Genomic DNA, 17,470 nt, shown 5'->3' with positions numbered 1-17,470 from the left:
CGCGACGGCCAAACCTAGGGACCGTCGAGATCCTGCTGCCTGACGAGATCCGTCATCAGGACGAGCAGCTCGCGGCCTAGTTGATCACTATCGATCTCTGACGGATTGGCCAGCAGCCCTTCCATCTTGCGCGTCCATACCGGGCCGGCAGTGGAGCCGGCATAGGCCATCGACCAATCGGGGAAGCGTCGCGGCGTAGACGGCCTGAAGGTCAGAAGGGTGATGTTCCGGTGCCTCGGATCGGATTCGATCGCGCCGAAAATCTCCTCGACGGCCGCCCGCTCGCCTTCAAGGACCTGGCAGAAATAACCCTGGCTGAAGAGCAGCGCGCCGGTCACGCCGAGCCTCGCATTCTTCGCGCGCGACTGCGCCAGGATGCTGCGAATGATCTCGCTTGCGGAACTGTCGTGCACATTGCTGTTGCTGCGACTGACGTAGATCAAGGCATGCTCGGTCAGCGACATCTCAAATTGCCTCAGCGCGTCAAAAAGGAAGAAGTCCCGCGCTCGACACGCGGCAAAATGAAAAGGGCCGCGTCACGTCACGGCCCCGACCGGCAAATCTGGAAACTGCGAACTGGATGGAACCAGTCCCGGTTCCCGGCTGGTAGCGCGGTTCGCGACTGAAGTGGAATCCGGAGAAACACGGGACCGCAAACGGCTCTACCGGTCTTCTGCGCTTGCCTGGCGTGGCGTCGAACGCGTCACAGGTTGAACAGGCGTTCATCAAAGTTCCGCAGGAAAGTTTCGAACCTGTTCCTGCAACATGCGCGGACGCCAGCCGTTAGCAGGGTACTGGAAAGGAGGATGTCATGACGAAGTTGACTTACGCTCTTGCTGCAGCGGCAGCCCTCTCGATAGCGGCACCCACCATTGCCAGCGCGCAAGGTGTCGGCGTCTATATCGGCAGCAGCCCCGGCTATTACGGCTATCGATATGACGGCCCGCGTGTTTACCGGGAGCACGATCGCGGCTGGCACCACGGTTGGTACCATCATCGCGATGACTACCGTGACCGCGGCGTCGTCATCCGTGGTCGTGACTGGGACGACGATTAGCGGATGACGGACGCATCTCGCACGATCAGCACAATCAAGGGAGGCCTCGCTTCGGCGAGGCCTTTCCTTGTCGGCATTGTCGGCGAGCTCAACGCAGGGACGCCGCCGTCGTGCGAACAACGTTTCATTAACCCGACTCACCCACGTTCATGTTGGGCCGTCTGGATGGGCCGCTATGCAGAAGGCCGTCACGAGGTGCTCCGTGGCGGCCTTTTGCGTCCCGACAGTGCTGAGGGAGACGACCGATGGACTACGGCGCCTTCACCGACGCCAGCCTGAAGATGATGTACGAGGCCGTCCGCGGCGCGCTCAAGGCCGACGATGAATTCGAGGCGAGCGGCGAGGAGCCGAAATTCCGCGTCCGCGCGACGCCGGAGTGGAAGCGACATGCCGGCAGCCTCGAGGCGGAGATGCTGAAGCGAGGGCTTCAGGTCGATATCATCGACTGGACAGGCGGGCAGGGCGAGCTGCCGTTGTCATCCTGAACGACGTCGACCTCGATCGACGCTGACCTCGCCGCTGCGTTCAGCGCTGTGCGATTGATTCCGCAGCAGCACCAACGCCCATTCTACCCTTTGGGAATCGGTTTCCCTCCCGCAGGACTTATCGGCTTCGGATCCGCCAGGGGCGGAGGGCTGATGGACGGAAACGGAATCTGATCTGTTTCGTTGGTTGATTTTGCCGGTCGTGTCCTGGGACGAACCTCGTCGTCCAATGACGGACAAGTCTTCTCCCAGCCCGGACCATAGGCCGTGTCCAGAAAATCGACCTGATCCGTCGCGAAGGTCTGCACGATCCGCTGCCTGCTGCAGGCGGAGACGATTGTGCTTCTCGGCTCCTTGCCGAGCGGACCTGTCAGCGAATAGCGCAGTGTCACCGGCGCGCCGCAGCGATTGACGACGGTCCATGTCTGCAAGGTACCGTCCTTCGTCTTAATCGGGCCCGTGAAGCAGCTTTGTGCATTGGCAGTTGCGGCAAATGCGCAAGGCGCAAGCCAGACTGCGACGGCCCTGGCGAGTTTCATGTGCCGGCTCCTCACGCACGAAGACCCACGGAAACAATCCGTGTGCGCATATTGCCGGGATTGCCGGCGCTGTTGCGGCGACGATACAGAGGTACGAGCGCAACGATGCTAACCAACCTGCATCTGAACCAGGATGGGGTTGTGTCGTGTCGGGATCTGATCAGTGGAACGGTGCGAATAGTTCGTACTCGTCTGCCCAGGCGCCGCAGCTGCGCGATGAGCAGCAGCAGTTCGACCACTATCACAAGTTCGACGACGCCATCGCGCGATCGGCGCAGGGTGGCTCGAAAACCGTAATCTGGGATCGCTACAACCCGCCGGTTCGTTGATCCCTTCAGCGGCCGGGCATCCTGCCGGCGGAGGCATGCTGTTCCGACCGTCCCGAAAAAGTACGCCGCCGGGCCCGAAATGATTTGTCCCGGCGGCGCCCTGTTTCAATCTGGGGACTGCAATCCCAGCAGAGAACGTAATCGCAAGTTCAGTGCCAGTCGGATCAGCCTGGCTCAGGTTTGCCGGTCACCGTTCATCACGTCGGCACCTATCGCCGGACGAAGCAGGCCAAGCCGAGCACGTGTGCACGGTCCGAACTGACTTCCGGCTGGCTTGGGTCTTTTTCTGTCTTAAGTGATTGATTTAATTGGTGAGTGCGGAGGGACGCGCGCCCTCGACCCGTGATTAATCCGGAATGCTCCGGGCGTCTGCTTCAATGACCAGAGCGATGATCCCGCGTACCTGTTTCGGGATAAGTGCTGGCTCCGCAGGCATAGCTCACTCCGCAGTGTCGGCCGTTGTCAGGGCGCGGCGCGTTAGTGACGGTCACTCCGCCTTCCCCCTGCGCGGAGCCACGATGGTCGCGGACTGAGGCAACTTGTGGCGCAGCGAAAGAATGAGCGCTCATGCCTCCGCCACCGCCGTGACCACCTGCGAACGCCGACGATCCCGAGAGAAACGTGATGGTCATACCAACGGCAACAATAAACTTGTTCATCTGATCGCTCCCTTTGCTGACCGGATCATTCCGGCGATGGGAGGACCTTATGCGCAGGCCTCGACGCGCGATGTGACCGACGTCACGTTCGCCTGAGGGAGCTGTCCTCGGCGAGTTCCGCATAGATCAATAGCGAATTGTACAGGACAATTTGCGGACGCTCTCCTGCACGCAGCGGCACGCTACAGCTTGGGCGAAGTTTTCACCTCTGGCAGAGGTGACTTTCTGGGGAGGCTGGTTGGCTATATCCGGAATGGCGAGAAGAGCCCCGCTTTCGGCGGCGGCAATCCACTCGGCATCACATCCAACTTCCTGAAGAGAGCCATTGGCTTGTAGCCAAGTGTCGCTCAACCAAGGATGAAACGGCAAGCAGTGGTTCTACGGGGCGCGATTTGTGAACTGGTTCACAAACGGCGCCCTCGATGGCTGCTAGAGCGACCTCGCTGGGGGATTTCAGGGGCCCGGTATCAGGCGCCGTCGGGACAGCCCATTTCGAACCCGGCGGCGTAATTTTTTATGGGCTGTTGGTGGTGATGATCAGCAAGTTGTTCAGGACAGGCGTGGAGCAGAACGCCACCACAAGAGCAATGTTGTACGGGTTGTTGCTACGCCAAAGCAGCCACATCATGAAATAGGTTAAGGCCAGCTTCGGCATAAGCCACCAAGGACCTAGCCATGTTTGCGCAATGTGCATAAACGGGTTCGACTCGCCACCGCCGGTAGTCAAAATTATATTGGTGGTGAAGAGATCGGCTAGCCCGAGAAGTAAAACGGCGAGCACCAGAAGCGTCTTGGCTACGTAACCGGGCCCTAAGATGATTTCGTAGGCGAATGCGACCCCCTCAGGATCGTTCTGCTTGAACCAAGACTGCGCGGCGTCACTTGTTGCAAAGAGCTTTAGATGCTGAGGGTCGCCAACGTTCTTGCTTGTATCAGTGTAGGCCCAAATCTTCATATCGCCATCTCAAATAGGCAAACCCACTTTAAAGCCGCAGCTTTGCGCATTTGGGCATGTGCTGCAGCAGGATGTGCGCCGCGTGGTGGCCGCTATTCGTCGCGTTTGAATTTAATCGGTCCAAGTACGGTCTCCGCACCGCTCGCATTCAAACGTATGAATGACAACTCCGCTTTCAGATTCCATGATCGTTCTGACGAGGGTGAGTTTCGCTCCGCAAAAGCGGCAGTCATGGTGTGATCGGTCCGGGACAGTTGCGATCTTCTCAGCTCGAAATAGATCCACGGTGCCGCGCAATCGGTTTTGGAAATGGTGCCGCTCTCGCATTCGCGAAACCGGAATGCGCTGTATTTCCAATTGTCAGGCGGGAGCTCGATTAACGCCGGGCGGCCCACGTAGGCCGCCAAAGCATAGCCTGCCATTCGCGACGGGTCCGAGGCCCATGGAGTCATACTCCTGAAACCTACGCTACGGCGATTCACGCCCGCGGGGTGTGGCGCAATCCACACTGTGGACAACAATGCAATTTACTCGGAACGCGCGGCGCGACGCTTGCCCGCAGGCAGCGGCAGGGAATCCGTCAACATCTGCCTTAGATTTTCAGCCTGTTCCTTCGTCAGCTTCTCCGCGAACCGGCCTCCCTTTTCCAATTGCGCTGGCCCTTTGAGTTCTCGATCGTAGACCATCCAGCCGGAGCCTCCTGTCCGAACGAGAAACCTAGCCTTTTGAGATGCTGTGCTGTTCAACGATACCTCCCCATTGATCCGGGGTGCCGTCTCAAAAATACACCGCCTAGCGGCGTCTATTCCTGGGACACTAAATCCTCAGCAGGAAATCTAATGCAGGGGTCGTGCCATCGATTGGGTGGGTGTCGCGGACGGAGCCTTGACCGATTGATGGTGGGTGGAACGTTGCTGCCCGCTAGGCTTCGTGGATTGCCGCCGGGACGCGAAGCAGCTGCAGTTGCAATCATGAGCGACCACCCAACCAAGATCACGTTCGGCGAAATGCGCAAAACGAGCGCGACGCGCATCATCGTGTTCTGCAAGGACTATCGGTGGCTCACACAACGTCACGATCGACGCATCGAAATGGTCGGACGAGATGCGTCTGTCCGATCTCGAGCCGCGCTTAAGGTGGACAGGGGGGGCGAATCCGCCAGGAGCGGCCCCAGCGACCCTTTGGGTGTCCTGGGAGGCTTGGAGCGCTGGAGCCGCTTACTGGCCCGTTTGGCGCATGCGAGCCGGTTCTCAAAAAACCGGGACACTGAAATTCCCAGCGTAAATCTAACTGCACGGCCCGTGCCGCCGCCTCGGCGCTTCTGGCGCGCGCGCCGACGCCGTTCGAGTAAATTCTACAAGCAGCCAGGCTTGAGCCGCATCGACCGCAAGAGACCGTCCAGCCCGTTTCCGCTGCAGTCGATGGTCCGGATAGGTTTTTCTGCCGGTACGGCTTCAGATGGTTTGCTGCTGGCGAGCCGCTTTCTCTTCCTCACATTCGGATTGGTCGCATTATGCTGCCGTGGAGCGACGACAGGAGCGGGAGGCTCCAAGATCGTTTTCGTTTGTGGGGCAGGCGGTGGCGGTATCGATGCGATCGGTGCTGGCTGTGTCGGGGGGGCGCTGGTCGCGGTAGAGCCGACCGCCCGCGGCTCTGGGACGAGCGAAAGCCGATCGGCCTTCTTAGCGCGCTCCGCCACTGGATACTCGACGATCGGTGCCGGCGCCGGATCTCCCGCAAGCGCTGCAACTGCACCCATTCCGGCCGAGCCCACTGCGACGGCCAAAACCCGGATAATCCAAAACGATGCAAGCCGGTGGCTGGTCCCGGACATCTTCATTTTTGCGGACATGGCGCGGACACAAAAGTCATCGCAGTAGACGGGTCTTCAGGAAGATCAGTAACACATTGATAATTTGCAAGTTTTGGTGAGCGCGGAGGGACTCGAACCCTCGACCCCATGATTAAAAGTCACGTGCTCTACCGCCTGAGCTACGCGCTCACTCACCTGAACATCGGATCCGGACCGAGCGGTGAAACCGCTCCGGATCATGCTCCAGCCCGCGCTGTGTAGGGGGCAGGGCCCATCGGGTCAATAGCCGATGGGCAGTCAATTGTGCACCGTTGCGGCGGATTTGCCGTTCCAATGCCTGTGCTTAGGGCCGTTTCTTGAAGTAGCTCAGTTGTCGCGGCCGATTTCCGAACCGACCGGCTGCGAGGGGGCGGCGACCGAGGGCAGGCTGACCGGGCGCAAGCCGATCAGTTCCGCGGTGCGGATCGCGCTGTTGCGCCAGAACGCGAACTCGTTGATCCGCGAATTCTCCAGGATCGCGATCGCGACCGCTGCCAGGAACGGCAAGCTCTGCAACACCAGGACACCGGCAAAGATGTAGATCTCGCGCACCTGCTTGTAGCCGTTGGTGACGACCAGCACGGCGGCGCCGATCAGGAGCAGCACGCCGATCACGGCTTCCCAGAACGCCTGGAATTCGATCGACATCCGCGACAGGCCGCCCTTCGAGGTGCGGGCGAAGGCGAGGTGCTCGGTGATCAGGCCCTGCGCCACGGCGCGCGACACCGTCCACTGCACGCTCATCGCCGCGATCATGGCGCCCAGCATCTGGCCGGCCTTGATGTTGACCCGCAGCCGGTAGAGCGCGACGAAATGCACCAGCGAGACGATGAAGGAGGCGATGATCGGCAGCGTCAAGATCTTGTCGGGGATCGCGATGTCGGCGAAGGCGACGATCGGGACCCAGATCAAGTTGAGGATCGCGACCACGACGCCGAGGCTTTCGGCCCCGAGCCAGTTGAGCCAGCCGAGCGAGAATTCGCGGCGCTGATCGGGCGTCAGCCGGCTCGCGCCCGGCAGGAAGCGCCGCCAGTGCTTCTTGACGATCTGGAAGCCGCCATAGGCCCAGCGGTGGCGCTGCTTCTTGAACGCCTCATAGGTGTCGGGCAACAGGCCTTCGCCGTAGCGCACATTGGTGTAGTGCGTGAGCCAGCCCGCCTGCTGGATCGAGAGGCCGAGATCGGTGTCCTCGCAGATCGTGTCAGAGGACCAGCCGCCGGCCTTGTCCATCGCGGCGCGGCGGATCAGGCACATCGTGCCGTGCACGATGATGGCGTTGAACTCGTTACGCTGGACCATGCCGATGTCGAAGAATCCGGCATATTCGCCGTTCATGATGTAGTGCATCAGCGAGCGGTCGCCGTCGCGATGCTCCTGCGGCGCTTGCACCAGGCCGACACGCGGATCGGCGAAGGCCGGCACGAGATCCTTCAGCCAGTCGGGGTGCACGACATAGTCGGCGTCGATGATGCCGATGATCTCGGCATCCGCGGCGGTCCGCTCCATGGCGATCCGCAGCGCGCCGGCCTTGAAGCCCTGCACCTTCTCGGCGTTGATGAACTTGAAGCGCTCGCCGAGCTGCCGGCAGTGATCTTGGATCGGCCGCCAGAACTCGGGATCCGGCGTGTTGTTGATGATGCAGACGCACTCGAAATTCGGATAGTCGAGCCGCGACACCGCATCGAGCGTCTGCTTCAGCATCTCGACCGGTTCGAAATAAGCCGGGATGTGGATCGAGACCTTCGGAAACTTCACATTCTCGCCGATCGTCGCGGGCGCCAGCGGCGCGCTCTTGCCGATCAGCCGGCGCGGGCCGCGGCCGAACGCCACCGCCGCGATCTCCTCGATCCGCGCCATCGCGATCAGCACCAGCGGCACCAGCAGCACGAGGCCGAGGCTGAGCGCGAAGGCCGAGCCCCAGACGAAATAGTGCGTGGTCCAGTACGAGAACACGGTCGCAGCCCAGGCGCCGACGCCGTTGGCTGCCGCCGACAGCAGCAGGGCCTGCATCACGGTCGGCTGGTCCAGCCGCAGGATCGGCAGCGACATGAACAGGCCGACGAGAACCGCGACCAGCGCGATCTTCCAGTAGTTCAGGTCGGTGACCGGGCCGGTCCAGGCGAACTTCGCCTCACGGTCGGCATTGAGGATGCCCCAATAGGGACCGACGCCACCTTCGAAGAACTTCCAGGGCTGATCGATGGCTTCGACGATGTTGTAGTCCATGCCGATGGCTTCGGCGCGGGTGACGAAGTTGCGCAGCACCGTGGCCTGCTGGAACGGACCGGGTTCCGCGCTACGCAGATTGTAGCCCTGGCTCGGCCAGCCGAACTCGGCGATCAGAATGCGCTTGCCGGGGAAGGAGTCGCGCAACAAATTGTAGCGGTCGACCGCCTGGTCCACCGCCTGCTTGTCGGTGAAGTTTTCCCAGTACGGCAGCACGTGCGCGGCGATGAAGTCGGACGAATTGGCGAGCTGCGGATGGTCGCGCCAGATGTTCCAGATTTCACCGGTCGTGACGGGAACGTTGACCGATTTCTTGACGCGCTGGATCACCTTGATCAGCCGGTGCACGTTGTTTTCGGCGATCGCCCACTTGATCGCCTCGGCGCGCTTGTCCTCGGGCTGCGTTTCCGCGTCGTGCAGGCGCTGCGCCTCCTCGCGCAGGATCCGCTCGGATTCCTCCGGCGGCACCCCGACCTCCGGAACCGAGCCGAGGTTTTCCAGCGGGACCTGCTCGCCGCGGAACACGGTTTCGTTGCCGACCACGATGCCGATGACGTTGCTGTTGCGCTTGGCGAGGTTGATCGCGGCGTCGATCTCGCGGTTGTTGCGGTTGGCGTCCTTGTCGATCCAGGCGCCGACCGTGACCTTCATGCCGAACTCGGCGGCAACCGGCGGCACCAGTTCGTTGCCTTCGGTCGACGAATAGAGGCGAACCGCCTTGGTCAGCGTGGAGAGCTTCCTGAGATCCGTGCGCACCTTCTCGGTGTCCGCGGCAACATCAGCAACGGTGTGGCCCGACTCGAACGGAGCGTAGGACAGGCTCGGCAGCGTGCCACGGAAATCGGGCGCCGCCTGCTTCTCCTGGAAGAGACCCCACAGAGCGGCGTGAGCGGCGGTGACAAGCAACAGGACGGCGACGACGGCGCGCATCGCGGTTAAACCATACGGGGCCTGAGATTGAGGACTAAGCGAACCCGTCCCCTGGGTTCGACCAACATGGCGGCGGAGGGAAAGATATCTCCGCCATCCGATTTAACAACTGGTATGCCGCAATGGCGTTTTAAGGGCGCAAGCCGTTCCAGCCGCGAAAAAAATCGCGGCCGGACCCGATCGGGCGAGGCGCCTATTTCGACGCCGGCGCGGGTGACGCCGACGGGGTCGGCGCAGGCGAGGGCGACGCTGCCGGCGTGGGCGCGGCATTGCCGGCCGTCGACGGCGCCGGGCTGGGCGCAGCGGCGGCTGTCGCGGCCTGCGGCTGGGCGCCCGGATTGATCCAGCAGGCATGGATGCGGCCGTCGAGGCTGCCGCGCACCTTGTCGTCGATCTGGGCGCCGAACCGGGTCAGGCAGCGGAACGCGGCCTGGACGTGGCCGCCGGGGCAGCCGAACCGATCATAGAGGTCGAGGTGGCGGAACGCGGTATCGAGGTCGTCGTTCCACATCAGGCGGACCACACGGCGGCCGAGCCAGACGCATTCCGGGTTGCCGGCCGGGCCGTTGATGGCCTGCTGGGCCTCGACGAATTCCTCGACCTTGCGCTGGTTGGCTTCCCGCGCGGCATTGGCATTGGCGTCGGCCTGTCCGGGCTGCTGTTTGGCCTGGTCCGGCGGATTCGGTGTGCCGCTCTGGGCGAAAGCGCCGCCGGCTCCGGTCAGGAGCGCAAGACTGGCCACAAGGCCGGTTACGGCAAGATGACGCAAAGCAGTGTTCTTCAACTCAAGCAGCCGTCGACGCATGTATTCCCCGATAATGTTCCTGCCCCCGCGGGATCATCCTAACGGCTCGCGTGATGCCGTCCAAATAGGTCTCCAGTGCGGCGGAGACTCTGGCGGAGTCAGATGACTGGAATTTGGTATTTTGTCCAGCAAACTCACAACTTTATCGATCCAGTGCGAAACTGCCGCAGGACAACCATGGTATTGACCTAATCCTACTCTTGGCAGACGGGCCGTGACCGGCTAATTCGACGGTCCCCCGGAGGATGGAACCGATTTCGCTTCGTACGCCGTTGGCGCTTCTCCTGATCTCGCTCGCCGTGATTGCTTCAGTGTGGTGGTGGCTCGCTACGCCGATTACGCTCGCGCGTGCGCCGATCGATCCTGCCGCAAAACTGCAATGCGTGTCCTACACGCCGTTCCGCGGCGCCCAGACGCCGCTCGATCCCACCACCCAGATTCCGGTCGAGCAGATCGAGCAGGACCTTGCCGATCTCGCCAAGGTCACCGACTGCGTGCGCACATATTCGATCGAGAACGGCCTCGACCAGGTGCCCGGCGTCGCGGCCAAGGTCGGACTGAAGGTGATGCAGGGCATCTGGCTCAGCAGCAACCGCTTCAAGAACCTGCAGCAGATCGCGATCGCGGTGCGGCTCGCCAAGGAATATCCCGGCGTCGTCACCTCGCTGATCGTCGGCAATGAAGTGCTGCTGCGCGGCGAGATGACAGCCGCCGATCTTGCCGGCAACATCCGCGCGGTGAAGGCTTCGGCCGGCAATATCCCGGTCACCTATGCCGACGTCTGGGAATACTGGGTGAAGAACCGCGAGATCTATGACGCGGTCGATTTCGTCACCATTCACATCCTGCCGTATTGGGAAGACATCCCGATCAAGGCCAAGTACGCCGCAGCGCATGTCGACGATATCCGCAAGCGGATGGCGGTGACGTTCCCGGGCAAGGAGATCCTGATCGGCGAGACCGGCTGGCCGAGCCAGGGCCGGATGCGGGAGGGCGCATTGCCGTCGCGCACCAACCAGGCGCGGGTGGTGTCCGAGATCCTCGACCTCGCCAAGCGCGAGGGATTCCGCGTCAACCTGATCGAGGCCTATGACCAGCCCTGGAAGCGCAAGCTCGAGGGCACGGTCGGCGGCAATTGGGGCCTGTTCGATTCGGTGAAGCGGCAGGTGAAGTATCCGCCCGGCGTTGCGATCACCAACTATCCGGAGTGGAAGCTGCAGATGGCGGGCGGCATGGCGCTGTCCATCGCAACATTCCTGGTGGCCTGGCTGACATTGCGCCGCCGGCCCTGGACGCCGCGGCCGTCGGCCTGGATCGCGGTCGCCATTTCGGCGACGACGGCGGGGACGCTGCTCGGGATCGCCGGCGACAAGATGTACTACGAGAGCTACGGCACCAGTGGCTTCCTGCATTGGGGCGTGCTGCTCGCGGCCGCGATCATCGCGCCCTTGCTGACGGCGCATGCGCTGATCGCCGGACGCTCGCTGCCGACCTTCCTGGAACTGATCGGACCGCGCGACTATCGCGGCAAGGGCGCGATCGGCGCGCTGCTGGCGATCGTGCTGGCCATCACCACGGTCATCGCCGCCGAGACCGCGCTCGGCTTCGCCTTCGATCCGCGTTATCGCGACTTCCCGTATGCCTCGCTGACCATGGCGGTGGTGCCGTTCGCACTGCTGACCATGCTCAACCGCCCCAAGGAAGGCATCCGGCCGCTCGCCGAATCCGTGTTCGCCGGCGTGCTCGCGATCGCCGCCCTCTACACGATCTACAACGAGGGCACGATCAACTGGCAGTCGGACTGGACTTGCGTGATGTATCTCTTGCTATCAGCTACGCTGTGGCGGGCGCGGGTCGCGCAAAACCCAGGATGAACAGCCCGATCGCAAGCCCGGACAACACGACGTTGTAGAGCACGATCCCGAGCCCGGCGGCGATCAGCCCGCCGGTGAGCAGCACGATCGAGGGCCGCATCAGGTTCAGCAGCGCAATCACCAGCGCGGCGATGCCGAACACCGAGTTCTTGAACAGCACGGTCGAGAGCGCGCGCGCCTTGCACAGCATGGTCTGCGTGCCGGCGTCGCAGGCCAGCGCGACGGGCGAGAACTCGATCGCCAGATAGCGCACGTAGAACGCGTAACCGACGGTGACGAAGCCGACGACCATCAGGAACTGGACCTGATAGGGGGAGAGGCGGAACGGAGGTTTTGTCATCGCGGCACTATGGTCGGGAACGGGGGCTGGGACAAGCTCGGTCGAAGCAGCGAAATCGGTTGAGAATTTGGCCGCAATCCTTTGCCGCACATGATTATTGGCTGTTTCGCCGGAACATCGACGAGATTGTCGCAGGCTCCGGCTTCTTTTCCTCCGCAACCGGTTGCGGCGGCGGGGCGAGGGTGGTGCGCTTCGGCGCCAACCGCCGGTGCGGCTGCGGCGGCCTGATGCCGGCGGGCGGCTCGTTCAGGGCCAGCCGCTGGCCGTCATAGATCGCCGTCTCGCAGGTCCGTTGCACCAGGCTGAGGCCGGCGCAGATCCGGGCGGCGGTCCCCGCGTCGTTCAGTGGTCCGGCGACCAGGCGCAACTGCATGCCGAGCCCGTTGCTGTTTTCCTTGATCACGATGATCGGCCGCAGCGCGGCCAGCGGCGCGTTGGCCTTCGCCTTCAACAGGCCGCGCCACAGCGCGCGCAGTCCATTGACCGAGTTTGCCGTGCCGAGATCGACGCCGAACTCGGTGCGGTGGATTTGCGCCTTCGGCGCGTCGTCTTCGACGTCGGAGTCCGGATCCGGCGTGATCACTAGCGGCGGGATCGGCGCGGCGCTGACGTCATTGGCGGTCGGCGGCTTGACCGTTTCGACCGTCTTGTTCGCCGCGGCATCGAGCGATGCCAGCAGCGGCTTCTCGGCAGGCGGCTTGTCGGCGACCGGTGCGGAAGCCGCCGCTGACGCGGGAGCTTTTGCATCCTCGGCACTGGCTACGGCGGCCGCGGCGCTCATCGGACTGGCAACGGATGGGATGTTGGGAGAAGCCGGCGGCGGATTGTCGACTGCCGGCGGCTTCTCCGCGGCAGCCTGTTGCCTGGTCGTAGCCGGCGTCGGCTTCTTCTCGGCCACCACGGGCTTTTCGGCCACGGCTGCCGGCTTCTCGATCGGTGCCGAGACCTTGCTGTCGGGGGATGCCGGCGCCTTGTCGGCCGCGACCGGTTTGTCCGATGCGGCGGGCGGCGTGGTTGCGACAGCGGCGACGGCGGGTGCCGCAGGCGCCGCATTGGCCGAGGCCACGTCGGGCGACGCGGCCGATTTTGCTGGCGTCGGCACGAGTGCCGCCGGCTGCTTGCCGATCGTGCCGGTCACGGAGTCGAGCCCCTGTTCCAGCGTGGTGACGCGCGAATAGAGCCGGTCGCGGTCACCGTTGAGCGTATCGATCGCGGAAGCGAGCCGGCGCGTCTCGTTATGGCTTTCCTTCGCCAGCGTCTGCAGTTGCTGGGCCTGTCGTGCGATGTCTGATGCGGCGACCAGGTCGCGCCGCATTGTCAGGGCCGACTGGTTCGCCATCACGGCGACGACGACGGCGCCGACCGCAGCCACGCCCCACGAGCCGAGCCGCCACAGCATGCGGCGATCGAAAGCATCCTCCTCGGCCAAAAAGCCGGAGGTGCTCTCGGTGTCGAAATCCGCCAGATTGTCGCGATCTTTGGCCAAAGCCCGCTTGGCCCTCCTCAAGGCCCGCCGAATCACGAGGCAAAGATTAACAGGAAATGGACCGGGAACTTGAATCCGGAGGACCATGAGGCGAAACGGTTTCTTCTGCCGGGGAAAACAATTAAAGACGGCCTCCAAGAAGGCTTTGAACGTAGGCTGTGAACGTAAGCTTGGCGCGGCGAACTTCGCGCGATATCGGGGATTTTCGAATGACTGCGCGAACCAGCCTGACAGTGGTGCTTGCGGCCGGCGAGGGCACGCGGATGCGCTCGTCGCTGCCGAAGGTGCTGCACCCCGTCGCCGGGCAGGCGCTGCTGGCGCATGTGCTCAATGCCGCCGCCAGCGGCGAGGGATCGCAACTCGCGGTCGTGATCGGCCCCGACCACGAGGCGGTCGCCGCCGAGGCTCGCCGGGTGCGGCCCGACGCCAAGGCCTTCGTGCAGCGCGAGCGGCTCGGCACCGCGCACGCGGTGCTGGCCGCGCGCGAGGCGATCGCAGGCGGTGCCGACGATCTGCTGGTCGCGTTTGGCGACACGCCGCTGATCTCGGCCGAGACGTTTGCGCGGATGCGCGCGCCGCTGCGTGACGGCGCCGCGCTCGCGGTGCTCGGCTTCCATGCCGCCGATCCAACGGGCTACGGCCGGCTGGTGGTCGAGAACGGCAGACTGGTTGCGATCCGCGAGCAGGCCGACGCGAGCCCCGAGGAGCGCAAGATCGCGCTGTGCAATGCCGGCGTGATGGCGTTCGCCGGCAAGACGGCGCTCGCGATCATCGAGAAGATCGGCAACGCCAACGCCAAGGGCGAATATTATCTGACGGACGCCGTCGGCATCGTCAGGGACATGGGACTGGAGGCCGTCGTGATTGAAACCAGCGAAGACGAAGTGCGCGGCATCAACACCAAGGCGCAGCTCGCCGAGGCCGAAGCCGTGATGCAGGCGCGGCTGCGCAAGGCCGCGCTCGAGGCCGGCGTGACCCTGATCGCGCCGGACACCGTCCATCTCGCAGCCGACACCAAATTCGGCAAGGACGTCGTGATCGAGCCGTTCGTGGTGATCGGACCGGGCGTCTCGATCGACGACGGCGCCGTGATCCATTCGTTCTCGCACATCGTCGAAGCCAGCATCGGCAAGAAGGTGTCGGTCGGTCCCTATGCGCGGCTGCGGCCCGGCACCTCGCTCGGCGACGGCGCGCGGATCGGCAATTTCGTCGAGACCAAGGCCGCCGTGCTCGAGGCCGGCGTCAAGGTCAACCATCTCTCCTATGTCGGCGACGCCCATGTCGGCGCCAATTCCAACCTCGGCGCCGGCACCATCACCTGCAACTATGACGGTTTCCTCAAGCACAAGACGCTGATCGGCGAGGGCGCCTTCGTCGGCACCAATTCGTCGCTGGTCGCGCCGGTCACGATCGGCAAGGGCGCCTATATCGGCTCGGGCTCCGTCATCACCAAGGACGTCCCCGACGATGCGATGGCGCTCGAGCGCAGCGAACAGTCGATCCGCGAAGGCGGCGCAGCGCGCTACCGCGCGGCGAAGCTGAAGGCGAAGGCGGCGAAGGGGAAGTGATCAGCGTATCCGAACCCGGATGTCATCACCCGCGAATGCGCGACATCTCGTGCGTCCTGAAATGAAAGAGGCCGCCATGAGGCGGCCTCTTTCGGACCTGCTTAGTATGAAGCCTGCCCTCCGTTGCGCGAACCAATAACATTATGTCTGGCCAGACATTCGCAACGTGGTCGAAATGGTGCCCGAGCTTGCTTGACGCTGTCTTTGATGGACATCAAACGCTCAGAGCAGGCCACCATTAGCCTTCCGGCGCATCTGCTCGCACGAGCCCTGGACAAACTTTGCCAGCCATTCGAAGTTGATGAGCAGGCTTTCCGCCACTCGGCGTTCTACCGACCCTGGCTCTAACGCGTCTGCCAATCGACGTTGACGTTCTGCGCGATCGCGGCAGGCCACGGCCCTGCTTTCGACGAACTGGAGCTCCTCCTGTGCGTCGCCTAGCTTTTTCTCTTCCTCGATCAGTATTCGGGTGACCGTCGCTCTCGTTTCGTCCGATGTGTCGTGGGCCTTCAGAAGGTCCAGACAGTGGTCGATGTTCGCACGCGCGATGAAAGTATCCATGGACGTAATCCCCACTAGCTTCCCGTCCAAGTGTGAATCCTGCTCCGGCTTTGTGACAACGGCGAGTCAATTTAGCGGGAAAGTTGCACCGTGGAACTACGGATCGGGCTGCGGGCTCGCTCGCGCAACACATGCAGTTTGTGCCAGTTGGTCATGCGGAGCCGGGTTGATCTCGCTCAAGTTGCTCGGCGGTAGGTGGGCTAAGCAATGAAGGCGTAGTCCCCCCTATGCGAACAATGCCCCCGGAAGGCCGCTGGCGCTCCAAGGCCAGCGGCTTTTTCCCTTGGGTCGGCGCCTAGACGGCCTGCTGCCGTCGGCCGCCTAGACCAGTATTGGCGCTGATCAGATAGCATCGCCCTGCGTCGGTGAATTGCATGTCCTGATCATCTTGACGGTGAAGCTGTCGGCCCGCTTGTTCTCGATGCAGAGGTGTCATTCTTCCTGGATGGCCGGTTCGGTGGCGAGTACTGGCTTGAAAGCGAACCACGTTCCAAGCTCGTCAAAAGCGCGCTTCAGGCCGAGCTTGGTGCAGGACGGCACCGACGCCGCCGGGTTCAGAAACGCAACGACGGCCGGATCATCGTCGGCAATCTCTTCAAGCACGCGATCAGGCTGCTTGCAGCCGAACCATCCGACGATCGCGCCCGCGCCGTCAGGTTCTGCAAATCCCATATCGATCAGCCCTCCATTGGATCGAACCAGTCGCGCTAGCAATGCGAAGCGTCGATGAGTTATTCGCCCGGCAACGACGTTCGCATTCACGTCGGTCTACCAGAGGCGCAGGGAAGCCGGGGGCCGATCGCGCGTCCTTGTTGCCAATGCGCGAATGTCTGACTACGCTTTACCCAAGGTAGCCCTCAAGCGCTCGTTCGATCGGCCGGACGCTCATGCCCAAATTCCTCCGCATCGGAGTCCACCAGCGAACGTGTCCGGATACACGTCGAAGGCGTGGTGCATTCGGCGCGCCGGCACGACGATTTTCTTGAAATGGGGCGCCGTCGAGGTTCAGGGCGCTGGAACCGGGCGAAAGGTCTACTGGACGTTCCCACCGCAGGAAAAAACCATTCGTTGCCGCACGGTGCAGCGCGCCCAGGACTACACCAAGGCGGCCGTCGCGCGGCGGCGCAGCCATAGCTACGAACCGCTGGCGGGAAATATCGCCAACCGGCGCCGGACCGCCGATCGAGGCTCGGAGCTCAAGCAGGCGCTCGCCACGATCCTGTTCGTCGATATCGTCCGGTCCACTGAAAAGGCCGCGCGGCTCGGCGATTCGCGTTGGGCGACGGTGATGAATCATTATTACGCCGCCGTTCGTCGCGAGCTGAAGGCCTTGCGCGGCAAGGAGGTCGTGACGACGGGTGACGGCGTGCTGGCAACGTTCGGCAAGCCTGCGGCCGGGATCCGCTGCGCGACCGCGATCCGCGAGGCCGTGCGCACGCTGGGGCTCGAGATCAGGATTGGGCTGCACGCGGGCGAGTACAAGGTGAGCGGAGCCGAGGTCATCGGTCTCGCGTTTCACATCGGCGCGCGCGTCGCCGCGAAAGCTCGTGCCGGCGAGGTTCTGGTCTCGAGCGCGGTCAAGGACCTGATGCTGGAGTCCGAAGTCGTCTTCAAGGATCGCGGCACACATCAGCTCAAGGGCGTGCCGGCGCGCTGGCGGCTGTACCGGGTCGAGCATTAGGCTGCCGGTGCTACGTGAGGTCCCGGAATCCATCTCACCCCTTGTTCTGAGGCCTGTGGATGCCGGACTCGACGCTAACGCGTCGCCCACAGGTGCGCGATTGCACACCGGGGAATGACGAGC

Annotated in this window: 18 protein-coding genes, 1 tRNA gene and 1 pseudogene; 8 read left to right on the top strand and 12 right to left on the bottom strand. The window is 63.1% G+C overall.

Annotated features, from left to right (window positions below; translation table 11 throughout):
- Positions 1 to 14 precede the first annotated feature (14 nt).
- Positions 15 to 464 (bottom strand): BLUF domain-containing protein, encoded by a 450-nt coding sequence (locus ALC15_RS32390; protein ID WP_050630800.1) that lies wholly within the window; start codon positions 462 to 464, stop codon positions 15 to 17.
- 347 nt (positions 465 to 811) lie between these two features.
- Between ALC15_RS32390 and ALC15_RS42340 the strand changes: the two genes are divergently transcribed.
- Together ALC15_RS42340 and ALC15_RS32385 are read left to right on the top strand one after the other, a co-directional pair.
- The gene (locus ALC15_RS42340; protein ID WP_094194240.1) at positions 812 to 1,057 is read left to right on the top strand and encodes a hypothetical protein; all 246 of its coding nucleotides are present in this window, start codon (positions 812 to 814) and stop codon (positions 1,055 to 1,057) included.
- A 245-nt stretch (positions 1,058 to 1,302) separates the two neighbouring features.
- Positions 1,303 to 1,542, top strand: coding sequence for a hypothetical protein (locus tag ALC15_RS32385; RefSeq protein ID WP_050630799.1), 240 nt, complete (start codon positions 1,303 to 1,305; stop codon positions 1,540 to 1,542).
- An 83-nt stretch (positions 1,543 to 1,625) separates the two neighbouring features.
- Here ALC15_RS32385 and ALC15_RS32380 read toward each other — a convergent pair whose 3' ends face one another.
- The gene (locus tag ALC15_RS32380) at positions 1,626 to 2,081 is read right to left on the bottom strand and encodes a hypothetical protein (RefSeq protein WP_050630798.1); all 456 of its coding nucleotides are present in this window, start codon (positions 2,079 to 2,081) and stop codon (positions 1,626 to 1,628) included.
- Between the two features lie 146 nt (positions 2,082 to 2,227).
- On the opposite strand from ALC15_RS32380, the gene ALC15_RS43630 reads away from it, so the two are divergent.
- Both ALC15_RS43630 and ALC15_RS43625 read left to right on the top strand, forming a co-directional pair.
- Entirely contained in the window at positions 2,228 to 2,410 is a 183-nt protein-coding gene (locus ALC15_RS43630) for a hypothetical protein (RefSeq protein WP_128089647.1), read from the top strand.
- Between the two features lie 557 nt (positions 2,411 to 2,967).
- A complete protein-coding gene (locus tag ALC15_RS43625) occupies positions 2,968 to 3,165 on the top strand; it encodes a hypothetical protein (protein ID WP_128089646.1) in 198 nt (65 codons plus the stop codon).
- Positions 3,166 to 3,583: 418 nt separating this feature from the next.
- Here ALC15_RS43625 and ALC15_RS32375 read toward each other — a convergent pair whose 3' ends face one another.
- From ALC15_RS32375 to ALC15_RS45205, 3 genes are all read right to left on the bottom strand, one after another.
- Entirely contained in the window at positions 3,584 to 4,024 is a 441-nt protein-coding gene (locus ALC15_RS32375) for a DUF5658 family protein (RefSeq protein WP_050630797.1), read from the bottom strand.
- 92 nt (positions 4,025 to 4,116) lie between these two features.
- Entirely contained in the window at positions 4,117 to 4,446 is a 330-nt protein-coding gene (locus ALC15_RS43620; protein WP_128089645.1) for a hypothetical protein, read from the bottom strand.
- A 105-nt stretch (positions 4,447 to 4,551) separates the two neighbouring features.
- A complete protein-coding gene (locus ALC15_RS45205; protein ID WP_198961035.1) occupies positions 4,552 to 4,710 on the bottom strand; it encodes a hypothetical protein in 159 nt (52 codons plus the stop codon).
- A gap of 285 nt (positions 4,711 to 4,995) precedes the next feature.
- On the opposite strand from ALC15_RS45205, the gene ALC15_RS45585 reads away from it, so the two are divergent.
- Positions 4,996 to 5,904 (top strand): hypothetical protein, encoded by a 909-nt coding sequence (locus tag ALC15_RS45585; RefSeq protein WP_128089644.1) that lies wholly within the window; start codon positions 4,996 to 4,998, stop codon positions 5,902 to 5,904.
- Between the two features lie 46 nt (positions 5,905 to 5,950).
- On the opposite strand, the gene ALC15_RS32365 is transcribed toward ALC15_RS45585, so the two are convergent.
- From ALC15_RS32365 to ALC15_RS32355, 3 genes are all read right to left on the bottom strand, one after another.
- Positions 5,951 to 6,026 (bottom strand) — tRNA-Lys (locus ALC15_RS32365).
- 177 nt (positions 6,027 to 6,203) lie between these two features.
- Entirely contained in the window at positions 6,204 to 9,032 is a 2,829-nt protein-coding gene (locus ALC15_RS32360; protein ID WP_050630795.1) for a glycosyltransferase, read from the bottom strand.
- Positions 9,033 to 9,225: 193 nt separating this feature from the next.
- Entirely contained in the window at positions 9,226 to 9,837 is a 612-nt protein-coding gene (locus ALC15_RS32355; RefSeq protein ID WP_050630794.1) for a hypothetical protein, read from the bottom strand.
- Between the two features lie 245 nt (positions 9,838 to 10,082).
- Here ALC15_RS32355 and ALC15_RS32350 point away from each other — a divergent pair, with 245 nt between their 5' ends.
- Entirely contained in the window at positions 10,083 to 11,711 is a 1,629-nt protein-coding gene (locus ALC15_RS32350; protein ID WP_050630793.1) for a glycoside hydrolase family 17 protein, read from the top strand.
- On the opposite strand, the gene ALC15_RS32345 is transcribed toward ALC15_RS32350, so the two are convergent.
- Positions 11,671 to 12,051: a hypothetical protein gene (locus ALC15_RS32345; RefSeq protein WP_050630792.1), complete on the bottom strand. Its 381-nt coding sequence runs from the start codon at positions 12,049 to 12,051 to the stop codon at positions 11,671 to 11,673. The two genes, ALC15_RS32350 and ALC15_RS32345, sit on opposite strands and share 41 nt — an antisense overlap.
- Positions 12,052 to 12,145: 94 nt before the next feature.
- Positions 12,146 to 13,537, bottom strand: a complete 1,392-nt coding sequence (locus tag ALC15_RS32340) for a hypothetical protein (RefSeq protein WP_050630791.1) — start codon at positions 13,535 to 13,537, stop codon at positions 12,146 to 12,148.
- A 209-nt stretch (positions 13,538 to 13,746) separates the two neighbouring features.
- On the opposite strand from ALC15_RS32340, the gene glmU reads away from it, so the two are divergent.
- The gene (gene glmU, locus ALC15_RS32335) at positions 13,747 to 15,105 is read left to right on the top strand and encodes a bifunctional UDP-N-acetylglucosamine diphosphorylase/glucosamine-1-phosphate N-acetyltransferase GlmU (RefSeq protein WP_050630790.1); all 1,359 of its coding nucleotides are present in this window, start codon (positions 13,747 to 13,749) and stop codon (positions 15,103 to 15,105) included.
- A gap of 222 nt (positions 15,106 to 15,327) precedes the next feature.
- Here the strand turns inward: glmU and ALC15_RS32330 are convergent, their stop codons facing one another.
- Positions 15,328 to 15,666: a hypothetical protein gene (locus tag ALC15_RS32330; RefSeq protein WP_063781902.1), complete on the bottom strand. Its 339-nt coding sequence runs from the start codon at positions 15,664 to 15,666 to the stop codon at positions 15,328 to 15,330.
- A gap of 432 nt (positions 15,667 to 16,098) precedes the next feature.
- On the bottom strand, positions 16,099 to 16,428 hold the full coding sequence (locus ALC15_RS32325) for a hypothetical protein (protein ID WP_128089643.1): 330 nt from the start codon (positions 16,426 to 16,428) through the stop codon (positions 16,099 to 16,101).
- Positions 16,429 to 16,553: 125 nt separating this feature from the next.
- Between ALC15_RS32325 and ALC15_RS32320 the strand changes: the two are divergent.
- A pseudogene (locus ALC15_RS32320) lies at positions 16,554 to 17,347 on the top strand (adenylate/guanylate cyclase domain-containing protein).
- The last annotated feature ends 123 nt before the right edge of the window (positions 17,348 to 17,470 follow it).

Source organism: Bradyrhizobium viridifuturi (genome assembly GCF_001238275.1).
In the GTDB taxonomy this organism is placed as follows: domain Bacteria; phylum Pseudomonadota; class Alphaproteobacteria; order Rhizobiales; family Xanthobacteraceae; genus Bradyrhizobium; species Bradyrhizobium viridifuturi.
This window is presented reverse-complemented; position numbering and strand designations above follow the sequence as displayed.

What these genes read in the sequence shown, in the direction of transcription:
- ALC15_RS43620 (WP_128089645.1), bottom strand. Translation starts at nt 4,446, where the DNA reads ATGGCAGGCTATGCTTTGGCGGCCTACGTGGGCCGCCCGGCGTTAATC.
- ALC15_RS32360 (WP_050630795.1), bottom strand. Translation starts at nt 9,032, where the DNA reads ATGCGCGCCGTCGTCGCCGTCCTGTTGCTTGTCACCGCCGCTCACGCC.
- ALC15_RS45205 (WP_198961035.1), bottom strand. Translation starts at nt 4,710, where the DNA reads ATGGTCTACGATCGAGAACTCAAAGGGCCAGCGCAATTGGAAAAGGGA.
- ALC15_RS45585 (WP_128089644.1), top strand. Translation starts at nt 4,996, where the DNA reads ATGAGCGACCACCCAACCAAGATCACGTTCGGCGAAATGCGCAAAACG.
- glmU (WP_050630790.1), top strand. Translation starts at nt 13,747, where the DNA reads ATGACTGCGCGAACCAGCCTGACAGTGGTGCTTGCGGCCGGCGAGGGC.
- ALC15_RS32390 (WP_050630800.1), bottom strand. Translation starts at nt 464, where the DNA reads ATGTCGCTGACCGAGCATGCCTTGATCTACGTCAGTCGCAGCAACAGC.
- ALC15_RS43625 (WP_128089646.1), top strand. Translation starts at nt 2,968, where the DNA reads ATGAGCGCTCATGCCTCCGCCACCGCCGTGACCACCTGCGAACGCCGA.
- ALC15_RS32345 (WP_050630792.1), bottom strand. Translation starts at nt 12,051, where the DNA reads ATGACAAAACCTCCGTTCCGCCTCTCCCCCTATCAGGTCCAGTTCCTG.
- ALC15_RS32375 (WP_050630797.1), bottom strand. Translation starts at nt 4,024, where the DNA reads ATGAAGATTTGGGCCTACACTGATACAAGCAAGAACGTTGGCGACCCT.
- ALC15_RS42340 (WP_094194240.1), top strand. Translation starts at nt 812, where the DNA reads ATGACGAAGTTGACTTACGCTCTTGCTGCAGCGGCAGCCCTCTCGATA.
- ALC15_RS32330 (WP_063781902.1), bottom strand. Translation starts at nt 15,666, where the DNA reads ATGGATACTTTCATCGCGCGTGCGAACATCGACCACTGTCTGGACCTT.
- ALC15_RS32385 (WP_050630799.1), top strand. Translation starts at nt 1,303, where the DNA reads ATGGACTACGGCGCCTTCACCGACGCCAGCCTGAAGATGATGTACGAG.
- ALC15_RS32380 (WP_050630798.1), bottom strand. Translation starts at nt 2,081, where the DNA reads ATGAAACTCGCCAGGGCCGTCGCAGTCTGGCTTGCGCCTTGCGCATTT.
- ALC15_RS32355 (WP_050630794.1), bottom strand. Translation starts at nt 9,837, where the DNA reads ATGCGTCGACGGCTGCTTGAGTTGAAGAACACTGCTTTGCGTCATCTT.
- ALC15_RS32350 (WP_050630793.1), top strand. Translation starts at nt 10,083, where the DNA reads ATGGAACCGATTTCGCTTCGTACGCCGTTGGCGCTTCTCCTGATCTCG.